The sequence below is a fragment of the Anaerotruncus sp. 80 genome, from assembly GCF_009936115.1.
Classification (GTDB): Bacteria; Bacillota; Clostridia; order Peptostreptococcales; family Anaerovoracaceae; genus Senimuribacter; species Senimuribacter intestinalis.
Window position 1 is genome coordinate 64,866 of record NZ_QWES01000009.1, and the last position, 11,646, is coordinate 76,511.

Below are 11,646 nucleotides of genomic sequence, written 5' to 3' on the forward strand. Positions count from 1 at the left end.
ATGATAAAGGAACGGAGGAGACAGTTTATGATTACAGAAGCACAGATTCAGAGAATTAACGAGCTTGCGAGGAAATCAAAGACCGAGGCAGGATTGACAGAAGCAGAGAAAGAAGAACAGCAGCTTTTGCGCAAGCAGTACATCGAAGCCTTTAAGGCTAACCTGCGTTCCCAGCTCGATAATATCGAGTTTGTCGACGAAAAATAGCGGCAAAGGCAGCAGGCACGTAATTTTATACAGAAAAACAAAGAATGAGAGCAGGATTTTACAAATTTTGCTCTCTTTTTGTTGTAAGATATCTCTATAGATAGTACAAGCTTCAGTTCGCTTTAGCTTAAACAACAGGGGGTATTTATGAAAAAGGTATACGTATTTCAAATCTGTGCGCTACTTTTGATTTTTCTCACGGCGGGAGTCATTATAAAGCCGCAAAGCGATGACAAAATCATGGAAAGCCAGATTCAGTCGAGGATTGAAATTTTGAACAAGTATTATGACGGCAGTTGGGATTACGACAGGACAGAGACGGCCCTTGAGAAAGTGGAGAAAGGGCATCTGCTGAAGACAGATACGGCTCTGATGAAAGATTATGAGCTGACCGATATGGAGCAGGTGACAGAATATGATGTGAGTGTAATTTCTTCTCGCACAACAAGGTATAATATGGTAAAATGTACAGTGAAAATTGATTATACCATGTACGGTCAGCAGGGAAAGCGAAAGGAGTCTCACAAATACCTGTTTACAGGGGAAAAAGAAAAGAAAAAAATTCGCCTTTCCGGAATGCAAATAATTTAAAATTACCGTTTGAATCTGTAAATTTTTTGGTATAATATATTAGTAGAATCGAAAAAGTGAAAGGAGTAGCTTTTATGAGACAAGTATATTTAGACTATTCAGCAACAACTCCGGTAAAAGAAGAAGTATTGCAAGAGATGATACCATATTTTACAGAGCAGTTTGGAAATCCTTCCAGCCTTTATACTATGGGGCTCACATCTAAGGAAGCTGTGGATAAGGCAAGAAGCCAGGTTGCTGCATTAATCGGAGCTGATTCAAAAGAGATATATTTTACTGGCTGCGGCAGTGAAGCTGACAACTGGGCAGTATTTGGCACAGTGGATAAGTTTAAAGAAAAAGGCAATCACATTATTACAACCAGAATTGAGCACCACGCAATGCTCCATTCCTGCGAGTTTTTAGAAAAGAACGGCTATAAGGTTACATACCTTGAGGTAGAGCCTGACGGTACAGTAAAGCCAGAGAACTTAGAGGCTGCTATTACCGATCAGACCATTTTAATCAGCATTATGATGGTAAACAACGAAGTGGGAACCATCGAGCCGATTAAAGAACTGGCGGCAATCGCAAAGAAGCATGGGATTTTGTTCCATACCGACGCAGTGCAGGCGCTTGCTAATGTGCCAATCGACGTAAAGGATTTGGGCGTGGATATGCTCAGCGTATCTGCGCATAAGATTTATGGGCCGAAGGGAATTGGCGCGCTTTACATTCGCAAAGGGCTGCGCATTTCCAATTACATGCATGGCGGAGCTCAGGAAATGGGAAGACGTGCAGGAACCGAAAATCTGGCAGGGATTGTTGGCTTTGGAAAAGCGGCTGAGCTTGCAAAAATCAATATGGAAGAACATATTGCGCACTGCAGCCAGCTTCGTGATTATCTCATAGACAGAATTACCAGGGAGATTCCTGATACCTTTGTCAACGGTACTATGGAGCATAGACACCCGGGTAATGCCAATATTACTTTCAAGTACATTGAAGGGGAGTCCATTTTACTTCTGCTGGACTATAAGGGAGTTTCCGTTTCCACCGGCTCAGCATGTTCCTCCAAGTCACTGGAGCCGTCTCACGTGCTGACTGCGCTGGGAGTTCCGGTAGAAATGGTGCACGGTACGGTGCGTTTTACCGTAGGAGACTTTACAACAAAAGAAGACATTGATTATACAGTAGAATCATTGAACGAAATCGTAGAAAAATTGAGAGCGCTGTCTCCTGTAAACAGCGAGAAAGGTTGGTAATCACATGGGCTTATATAACGATACAGTCATGGATCATTTCATGAATCCGAGAAACGTAGGGGAACTGGAAAATCCTGATGGAACAGGCACTTACGGAAGTCCTGTCTGCGGCGACATGATGCAGATTCAAATCAAAGTAGAAAACGATGTAATCACAGACGCAAAATTCAAAACGTTTGGTTGCGGCAGCGCTATCGCTTCTTCCAGTATGGCAACTTCCATGATAATCGGAAAAACGATTGATGAGGCGCTTGAAATCAGCAATAAGCAGATTATCGAAGAACTGGGCGGTCTTCCTGCCGTAAAGGTACATTGCTCTGTTCTTGCGGATCATGCTATCAAGTCAGCAATCTATGACTATGCTGAGAAAAACGGTAAAACCTACAAGGGCTTAGAAGGTTTTGACCCGAATGCAGATGAGGACGATCATGACCACATTATCGAAGAATAAAATTGTACTGGGTCTTTCCGGCGGCGTGGACAGCACGACCGCCGCTTTGCTGTTAAAGGATCAGGGCTTTGAGGTGATTGGATTTTATTTTGACGTGATGGGAGATAATGCAGATGGAAAGCGTGCGGCGGAAGAACTGGCTGAAAAGATGGAAATTCCTCTTCATATTATGGATGTATCTGAAGAATTCTCCAAATCAGTCATAGATAATTTTTGCAGTCAGTACGCCTGTGGCAGAACACCGAATCCCTGTGTTGTCTGCAATCCGGCAATCAAGTTTAAAAAGCTTCTTGAAATTGCAGATAGGGAGAACGCTTACTATATTGCGACTGGTCACTATGTCGGTGTTACTAAAGACGACACGTCAGGAATTTACTATATTCAAAAAGGCTCCAGTGAGAAAAAAGACCAGTCCTATATGCTTTACAGGCTGGGTCAGCAGGTGCTGTCGAGATTGATTTTGCCTCTCGCTGATATGAAGGATAAAGATACCGTTCGCAGGTTGGCAAGAGAAAATGATATGCCTAATGCCCAAGCAGCTGACAGTCAGGAAATTTGCTTTATTGACGAAGAAAAAGAAGACTATGTATCTTTTATGGAGGCGCGCGGTTTTGCTTGCTCAAAAGGGCATTTTGTGGATGCAGAAGGGAAGATTCTCGGTGAACATCAGGGAATCAATAGGTATACTGTTGGACAGCGAAAAGGTCTTGGCATCGCCCTGGGCAAACCGGTATTTGTTACAAAAATTGACAAAGAAAAGAATCAAGTAGTTTTGGGCGACAATGCGGATTTGTTTCATACAGAAGTTGTCTCCGCTGAAAACTTTTTTACAGAAACAGGCTGCGGGGAAATCCCTGAAAGGCTTTTGGAAAAACAAGGCATTACAGCTAAAATTCGCTATGCGGCAAAACCTGCTCCCGCTGTTTTACATAAAACGTGTGACGGCAGAGTCGTGACCGTCTTTGAACAGCCACAGAGAGCTGCGACACCGGGGCAGTCCATCGTCTTTTATGACGGCGACCGGGTCGTTGGCGGCGGATTTATTGAGCCGTATTAAATAACAGCAGAATCTGCTACACATATTCACTTTACATCCATGCCATACTAAGTTTATAAAACTAGGAAAAGGGGTGTGAAGAGATGAACAAATTTGTCAAAGACGCAGCAATGCTTGCTGCTGCCGGTGCTGCAGGATTTTGCGCATACAAGTGGATGTCTCCGTCTGACAAGGATAAGATTTCCAGGGACATGCGACGCACTGTGGAAGACATGGGTGATGTAAAAACAGACGTCAGCCGCATGGCAAGCACAATTAAAGACACATTTTAACGATGAAAGAAAGGAAGTCCCTAGATAAGTAGGTGGGAATTTCTAAAGAAACAGAAAGTGACGTAAGAGAAAGAGAGATTCTTGCGTCACTTTTTCTTTTTTGCCTTATCTTTTCGCATGATTTCAGAGTATTTATTATTATCAAAATATCTATCATGACAATTATTTTAATTTAAATTAATATGAAGGCTCGGATCACTTTTCGAGTCAAGGTTAATTTGCTTGTAGCGGTTACTTCCATTTTTAGTTTTATGTAATTGATTTATGCGGAAAAGAATGATAAAATCTCTTTAACAATGAAATTTCAACAGATTTCAATAACTCTACGATTCGTCGATTGCATTTTGCAGAAATTGTACTATATTTAAATTAAACAGCATGAATGTGAGAAAGGAGGTTTAAATGGATGAAAAGAGATTCGGAAGGTTTATTGCAGAGAGAAGAAAAGCAAAAGGGTGGACACAGGTAATGCTAGCAAAGAAAATTTGTGTGACAGATAAAGCAGTATCTAAGTGGGAACGAGGCGCAGGATTTCCTGACATTAAAACGTTAGAACCTTTGGCATCTGCATTGGATATAAGTTTGAGTGAGCTGATGTATGGTGAAAAACTGGAGAAAATAACTTCCACACATAAACTAGACGAAGTTGTTTCTAATACTATTGATTTGGCTGTTTACCAAAGTGAGATTCACATGCGAAACATGCTAATTGGTATAGCAATTACAGCTTTTTTACTGGTGACACTTTTTTTATTAGATTTAGAAAATGGTGTGGGAACATTCTTCTTTATTTGCTTACCATTACTTATATCACTTCTCGGAATCGCAATCATCTGTATTGGTGTACAACGCAAAAAAAGAGATTGCAAATGGAAATGGCATTTTATATTAGGGGGAATACTGGCTTTATTTCCGATAGAATGCTATGCATTGATTTTAATAATTGTTGCATTATGATTCAAAACGAGCAGTCTTATGAAAAGGTATTATTAGTGATACACAAATGCAAAAAGCAGCAATTACAAAAGCTGTAGTAAGAGCTAGCCTAGCGATGGCAGCAGAAGATGCAAGAACGTTATTGGGTTATACTACTGCGAGTGTATGCCTAGAACACTCTTTGCAGGATAATCCTGTAGATGTATCAATCACATCGACAGACCCAATTTCTACTCAAGTTAAAAACTCTAGCGCTTGTAAAGAAATCATTAGTGAATTCAAGTCTTATGTGAAAGGTAAAAAACTGTCAGCTCGAACGACTAGCGGAAGTACAGCTTTAAATAGTTCGCATGATTTAACTTTAGCTTTTAATAAAGTTAGCTATGTGGCGTCGGGTACGAAAAATAGTAAAGGTGTATGGACATTAAAAATCAAATTCAAGGACACTTATGACTTTGACTGTGATAAGTGGACAAATGTAAAAGGGTTCAGAGCGGCTACTATTAATGGATTAAATAGCTACGGGAAATATGCACAATCAATTGGAGCAGTAGTTCCATATAAAATTCAAATTGAAGTAAGAACTACATTTTCTGAATAACGTGTAAAACATAATTGCAAAAACACACGCAGCTTTGAAAACTGCGTGTGTTTTTGTACTTTAGGTCATTATTAATGTCTTGGCTGCGGTCTTCTTGGCGGTTCGCAAGGGTTGCAGTCACATGGCGGCGGACACGGCTCGCATGGTTCGCAGCACGGTTCACACGGTTCGCATGGGTCACAGCAGGCCGGCTTGCAATCGCATGGGTCACAGCATGGATCACAAGACTCTGCCTGTGGCTGCGTGCTGCCTGCATTATTTCCAGAAATGGTTCCAGGGAACAGACTTGGGAAAGTTGTGCAGATGGCATTTTGCTGCAGAGGTGCATCGACGTAACCGGTGGTAAGAACGCAAAGCTGTACCGGTACGACAATTTTCTTTTCACAGGTTAGACAAATGGCAACGATAAGATTTCCGGAAATCTGTCCATTGCAGTCCACGTTCAGATCTCTGCCGCAGTTGTTGGTTGCAAGGCGTGCTTCACAGGCGGAATTGCAGAACTCCGTAAAGCGAGGCAGGAAAGCGGTGTCGATAGAAGATGGCATGCAAATTTCAAAGAAGTTGGTCAGTACCATAGGCTGGTTTTGTGAAGCAATGCATACTTCAGTGCAGACAGTGAAACAGGTTTCGTTGTTACAGCTGTCGCAAAGAAGTAAATCCAGCTCGATAATAATATTACCAGAAATAGCAACGCATTGCGTGCCGAATACCGGAGTGCCCATGCACTGCTCATCACAGTCAGAGCTTTCCGCATACATAATCCGCTCGGAATATGTACCATCTGCACCAACCACATTCAGGAAATTGCCCTGTCTGTCTTTTAGGAAAGTAGCGCCGGAAATGCCGGTATCTACATCCAGAGAAAGGTTTCTTGGGTCATCAACATTATCTGGGATAAAAACTCGCTTACACCTGATATCTATGACACGTTTAATTCTGTGTCCGGGTGGAAGACACGGCTGGAAAGTCTGCTCATTAAAAGTTTTCATTCCCTGCAGATTGAATTTTACTGCGTCGAAAACCTGCTGCACGTAGATGGGAGCAGTGACAACGCTGCTCATATCGCCGTCGAACTCACACAAATTATTGGCATTACAACAATTCTGATAGAGGTCCGGTGTTACTCTTGTTCCAAAGCAACTCATAAAATTACCTCCTTGTAGGTTATATAATCTTTCTAGATAAGTATATGATTTGGTCGCGTTTTGTGTTACAATTAAAAAAATGATGGTGAAACGCACATAGCAATATATGCGCAAGGGGAAGAAAAGGAACATAAATGGATAACAATTTGGAAAAAGAGACACAGCCAAGGGATAGCAAAGAGCGGACAGAACAAAAAGAGGCAGGCAGATTTAAAGTTAATCTGGCGATTTATCTGGGCGTCTTTCTGGTATTTGCGTTAATTATATTAGTGACCGGTATTTTAGGTCAGGCCTTTGGCAAAACAGTAGAAAATATTGCCTTGATTGGCATTGCTATTATACTGGTACTATTACTAATTCAGTCGAAAAGGAGTTAATACGATGGTAATTACAAAAGAATTAAATTCTAAAGTCAGAGTAGTGATGGAACAGATTCCATATGTGCAGTCTGTTGCCATTGGAATTTGGGTAAAGGCAGGTGCAGTAGACGAAGAAGCAAAATATGCGGGTATTTCTCATTTTATCGAACATATGATGTTCAAAGGCACTGAGAACAGAACAGCGAAACAGATTGCTGCAGATATTGATAAAATCGGCGGTCAGATTAATGCGTTTACAGGCAAAGAAGCAACCTGCTATTATGTAAAAGCGATTTACAGCAATTATAAGCAGGCGGCTGACGTAATTGTCGATATGCTGTCTTCTTCGCTCTTTGACAAGGCGGAAATGGATAGAGAACGTCAAGTCATCTGCGAGGAAATCAAAATGACTCAGGATGCGCCCGATGATTTGGCTCATGATACCATCACTTCTATGGTGTTTAAAGGTTCCGCCCTGGGAAATTCAATTATCGGAACCCCGGCTTCGTTGGAGAATATTTCAAGAGATGTCATTAAAGATTATTTTAACAGTGAATACACGCGAGACCATATTGTAATTTCTGTAGCTGGAAATTTTGAACCGGATGATGTATGCGCTTACTTCGATGACAAATTGACTGGTTTGAAAGAATCTAAACCAGAAAAAGAAAGCACTGTTTCTGTTTATACACCAGCGTACAAAGTAATTACCAAGGACATCGAGCAGTCCCATATTTGTCTTGCCGTAAAAGGATTGCCATTGAATGACAGCAGATACTATGCGTTCTCTATCCTGAATAATATTCTGGGTGGCAGCATGAGCTCCAGGCTCTTTCAGAATATCAGAGAGCAGAAAGGCCTTGCTTATTCAGTTTACTCTATGGCAGGCTCTTTCAAAAACGATGGCTATTTTAATATTTATGCCGGTGTCAGCCATGACAAAATCAAAGAAGCCATTGGTGGAATCAGGGAGGAGCTTGCTGAGATTGCAGCTCATGGAGTGACAGAGGAGGAACTGGAATCTTCCAGAGAACAGCTGAAAGCTTCCTATATCTTTGGTCAGGAAAACGTGGCGGGTCACATGTTTAAAAATGGTAAGAATCTGCTTTTGGGGAATCCAATTCTAACTGGAGAAGAGGTCATAGCGGGGTTTAATGCGGTTACTATAGACGATATTGAGAGCGTGAAAAGCTTAATTTGTGACTTTGAAACCTATTCTGCAGCAGCAGTTACCAGAGACGAGGTAAATCTGAAAGGATTTATGGGCAGATAATTTGCGGCGAAAGGAATACTACAAATGAAAATAAAAATGATTTCAGAAAGCGGAAGGCTTCCGAGGTATGAGACAGCAGGCTCTGCAGGATTTGACATCGCTGCTCATTTGAAGGAGCCCATTACTCTGCAGCCAGGAGAAAGGAGCCTGATTCCAACGGGAATTTATATGGAAATTCCGCTTGGATATGAAGCGCAGGTTCGGGCAAGGAGCGGTCTTTCTATCAAGAATGGAATCGGTCTTGTCAATGGAATTGGTACCATCGACAGCGACTACAGGGGCGAAATAAAGGTACCGCTGATTAACTGGGGGCAGGAAGCCTTTACAGTAACAGACGGGCTTAGAATTGCCCAGGTTGTGATTTGTAAATATGAACAGGCGGAGCTTGTTCCGGCAGAAACACTTTCAGAAACTGAAAGGGGTGCCGGCGGCTTTGGACATACAGGAGTATAAAGATGTTACATCGTGAAGATTTAGAGAAAAAAGAAGAATTGCTGGCACCGGGAGCCAGTCGCTCTGGCAAATCTAAAGGACGGGATGTTTTTGAAGAGCCTTGCAAATTCCGGACGGAATTTCAGAGAGACAGAGATAGAATTATCCATTCCAAGTCTTTCCGCAGGCTAATGCACAAGACTCAGGTGTTTCTTTCGCCGGAGGGAGACCATTACAGAACTCGTTTGACTCACACTTTAGAGGTGTCTCAGGTTGCACGTACTATCGCAAGAAGCCTGGGGCTCAACGAGGACTTAACAGAAGCTATTGCTATGGGACATGATCTTGGTCATACTCCTTTTGGGCACAATGGAGAAATGGTTCTCAACGATGTGCATCCAGGTGGTTTTAGACACAATGAGCAAAGCCTTCGGGTGGTGGAAGTGCTGGAATCTACCCCAAGCAGAAAAGGCATGAATTTGACCTTTGAAGTGAAAGACGGCATACTAAATCACACAGGAAGTCTTCCAGCGGCGACCTTAGAAGGGCAGATTGTAAAGATCAGTGACAGGATTGCCTACATAAATCACGATATTGACGATGCCGTGCGAAGCGGAGTCATCACTTTGGAGGATTTGCCAAAGGATGCAATCGCCATGTTTGGAAAGGGTCACAGAGAAAGGATTGACTGCATGGTTTCCAACGTGGTGTCCTTTAGTGACGGTAGAGACAAGGTTTCCATGGACGAGGAACATGGTGCGCAGCTTAATCTGTTGCGTAATTTTATGTTTGAAAATGTTTATAGAAGCCAGCGGGTTAAGAAAGAAGAAGATTTGGCAAAAGTAGAGGTTGTTATCAGTTCTCTTTACAATTATTTTCTGCAATATCCGGAAAAACTTCCGGAGGATCACGCACAGCTTCTTGACTGTGATGATATCCACGTTGTAGTAAAAGATTACGTGGCTGGCATGACCGACCGGTATGCACTAAATCTTTACGCTGATTTGTTCGTGCCGAGAGGGTGGAAATAATAACTGATTAAATTTTAGTGTTGCTTTTGCTTGTGGGATAAAGTATAATCTTACCAGGATGTTTCGGGATGTATGGAGGAATAACGTGAGATATATTGGAAGCAAAGTAGCATTGTTAGACAGCATTGAATATGTAATCAAAGAAAATACATCAGGAAACGAGAAAATTTTTTGTGACTTGTTTTCAGGAACAGCATCTGTAGCAAAGCATTTTAAAAATAAATATGAAGTGATTTCTAATGATTTTATGTATTTTTCCTATGTGTTGCAAAAGGCAACAATAGAGAACAACCATATTCCTGATTTTAAAAAATTAAAGAAGATTGGCATTCAAGATCCTTTTAAATTTTTAGAGGAATCAACTTGTAATAAGGTTGAAGAAAACTATTTTATTACGAGGAATTATTCCCCATATGGCGAAACTCATCGCATGTATGTATCAGTGCAAAATGCAATGCGAATAGACTATATTCGCTCGACTATAGAAGCATGGAAAAACGAAAATTTATTGAATCAGGATGAGTATTTTTATTTATTAGCAAGTCTTATTGAAGGTGTACCTTTTGTTTCGAATATTACAGGAACATATGGGGCATATTTGAAGAACTGGGATAAACGGGCGTACAAAAATTTTGAAATGATAAGACTGGATGTTGAGAATAACGGTCATAGAAATAAATGCTATAATAGAGATGCAAGTGAGTTGATATTAGAGATAAGCGGAGATATTTTATACTTGGATCCACCTTATAATTCTAGGCAGTATGCGCCAAATTATCACTTGTTAGAGACGATTTCAAGATATGATGCGCCAAAGATAAAGGGCGTAACAGGGATGCGCAATTACGACAAGCAAAAATCTGCCTTCTGTATAAAAAAAGATGTGGCGAATGCTTTTGAAGATATTATGAAAAAGGCTGACTTTGAGCATATTGTTTTGAGTTACAGCAGCGAAGGCATCATGAGCTTTTCAGAGATAGAAGAAATAATGAAAAAGTATGGCATTGCAGAAACATATAAAAAATACAATATACAATACAGAAAGTATAAGAGTAAAATAAATAACGAAGAAAAAATTTTGTATGAATATCTTTTTTATATAAGGAAAGATGTGCAGCGAGAAAAACCAATGCTTATTGCGGAGAACACAATCTCCTATAATTACAAAAGCAGAATGAAACCTTCCAATAAAAACAAAAAATTTATTAAAAGTCCGTTGAATTATATCGGTGGAAAATACAAACTATTGCCACAGATTATGCCTTTGTTTCCTAAAGATATCAATCTTTTCATTGACTTGTTTTCCGGCGGGGGTAATGTGGGGATTAATGCAGAAGCGGATAAAATTCTGTGTAATGATATAAATACAAAAATTATTGAGTTATTCAATACATTTAAAAACAGAAGCACAGAAGAAGTATTAAAACAGATTGATTTAAACATACAAAAATATTCACTTTCAAAAACCAATGAGGAAGGTTTTTTGAGATTTAGAAAGGATTACAATAAAACACCGGATCCGATAGATTTGTACACATTGACCTGTTACTCTTTTAATTACCAGTTCAGATTCAATAATAGCCATGAATACAATAATCCTTTTGGGAGAAATAGAAGTCAGTTTTCTGAAAGAATGAGGAATAATTTGATTTCAGTTATGAATCGAATTAGAGAGATTGATATTATATTTTCTAGTAAGGATTTTATGGAATTGGACTTAACAACCCTTGGCCCGCAAGATTTTGTCTACTGTGATCCACCTTATTTAATAACAACGGGAAGTTATAATGATGGAAATCGAGGATTTAAAGACTGGGGAGAAGAAGAAGAGTCTGATTTGTATGATTTATTAGATTACCTGAATAAAAAAAATATTAAATTTGCTCTTTCTAATGTGTTATCTCATAAGGGTCAAATTAACAAAAGTTTATTAGAATGGAGTAAAAAATATCATGTAATTCATTTAAATTACAACTATATAAATTCCAGCTATAATACGAAGAGAGGAGAAAGCGACGAAGTTTTAATTATTAATTATTAACTTCTT

General features: G+C 40.1%; 14 protein-coding genes. 13 read left to right on the forward strand and 1 reads right to left on the reverse strand.

Features of this window, described 5'->3' with window-relative positions; all coding sequences use genetic code 11:
* The first annotated feature begins 27 nt into the window (after positions 1-27).
* From D1155_RS05485 to D1155_RS05520, 8 genes are all read left to right on the forward strand, one after another.
* Positions 28-207, forward strand: a complete 180-nt coding sequence (locus D1155_RS05485; protein WP_201759535.1) for a DUF896 domain-containing protein — start codon at positions 28-30, stop codon at positions 205-207.
* A gap of 147 nt (positions 208-354) precedes the next feature.
* A complete protein-coding gene (locus tag D1155_RS05490) occupies positions 355-798 on the forward strand; it encodes a hypothetical protein (protein ID WP_160201382.1) in 444 nt (147 codons plus the stop codon).
* A gap of 74 nt (positions 799-872) precedes the next feature.
* A complete protein-coding gene (gene nifS, locus D1155_RS05495; protein WP_160201383.1) occupies positions 873-2,042 on the forward strand; it encodes a cysteine desulfurase NifS in 1,170 nt (389 codons plus the stop codon).
* A 4-nt stretch (positions 2,043-2,046) separates the two neighbouring features.
* A complete protein-coding gene (gene nifU / locus D1155_RS05500; RefSeq protein WP_160201384.1) occupies positions 2,047-2,493 on the forward strand; it encodes a Fe-S cluster assembly scaffold protein NifU in 447 nt (148 codons plus the stop codon).
* Positions 2,471-3,550 carry a tRNA 2-thiouridine(34) synthase MnmA gene (gene mnmA, locus D1155_RS05505; RefSeq protein WP_160201385.1) on the forward strand — a complete coding sequence of 360 codons (1,080 nt, stop codon included), beginning with the start codon at positions 2,471-2,473 and terminating at the stop codon, positions 3,548-3,550. Before nifU ends, mnmA begins: the two co-directional genes overlap by 23 nt.
* Before the next feature lie 83 nt (positions 3,551-3,633).
* Positions 3,634-3,822 (forward strand): hypothetical protein, encoded by a 189-nt coding sequence (locus tag D1155_RS05510; protein WP_160201386.1) that lies wholly within the window; start codon positions 3,634-3,636, stop codon positions 3,820-3,822.
* A gap of 402 nt (positions 3,823-4,224) precedes the next feature.
* Positions 4,225-4,779 carry a helix-turn-helix transcriptional regulator gene (locus D1155_RS05515; protein WP_160201387.1) on the forward strand — a complete coding sequence of 185 codons (555 nt, stop codon included), beginning with the start codon at positions 4,225-4,227 and terminating at the stop codon, positions 4,777-4,779.
* Positions 4,780-4,825: 46 nt separating this feature from the next.
* Positions 4,826-5,359, forward strand: a complete 534-nt coding sequence (locus tag D1155_RS05520; protein WP_160201388.1) for a hypothetical protein — start codon at positions 4,826-4,828, stop codon at positions 5,357-5,359.
* Between the two features lie 71 nt (positions 5,360-5,430).
* Here D1155_RS05520 and D1155_RS05525 read toward each other — a convergent pair whose 3' ends face one another.
* On the reverse strand, positions 5,431-6,504 hold the full coding sequence (locus tag D1155_RS05525) for a hypothetical protein (protein ID WP_160201389.1): 1,074 nt from the start codon (positions 6,502-6,504) through the stop codon (positions 5,431-5,433).
* Positions 6,505-6,638: 134 nt separating this feature from the next.
* Between D1155_RS05525 and D1155_RS05530 the strand changes: the two genes are divergently transcribed.
* From D1155_RS05530 to D1155_RS05550, 5 genes are all read left to right on the forward strand, one after another.
* Positions 6,639-6,881 (forward strand): hypothetical protein, encoded by a 243-nt coding sequence (locus D1155_RS05530; RefSeq protein WP_160201390.1) that lies wholly within the window; start codon positions 6,639-6,641, stop codon positions 6,879-6,881.
* 4 nt (positions 6,882-6,885) lie between these two features.
* Positions 6,886-8,136, forward strand: coding sequence for a pitrilysin family protein (locus D1155_RS05535; RefSeq protein ID WP_160201391.1), 1,251 nt, complete (start codon positions 6,886-6,888; stop codon positions 8,134-8,136).
* A 24-nt stretch (positions 8,137-8,160) separates the two neighbouring features.
* Positions 8,161-8,589 carry a dUTP diphosphatase gene (gene dut / locus D1155_RS05540; RefSeq protein ID WP_160201392.1) on the forward strand — a complete coding sequence of 143 codons (429 nt, stop codon included), beginning with the start codon at positions 8,161-8,163 and terminating at the stop codon, positions 8,587-8,589.
* Between the two features lie 2 nt (positions 8,590-8,591).
* Positions 8,592-9,599, forward strand: a complete 1,008-nt coding sequence (locus tag D1155_RS05545) for a deoxyguanosinetriphosphate triphosphohydrolase (RefSeq protein WP_160201393.1) — start codon at positions 8,592-8,594, stop codon at positions 9,597-9,599.
* Between the two features lie 85 nt (positions 9,600-9,684).
* A complete protein-coding gene (locus D1155_RS05550) occupies positions 9,685-11,640 on the forward strand; it encodes a Dam family site-specific DNA-(adenine-N6)-methyltransferase (RefSeq protein ID WP_160201394.1) in 1,956 nt (651 codons plus the stop codon).
* The last annotated feature ends 6 nt before the right edge of the window (positions 11,641-11,646 follow it).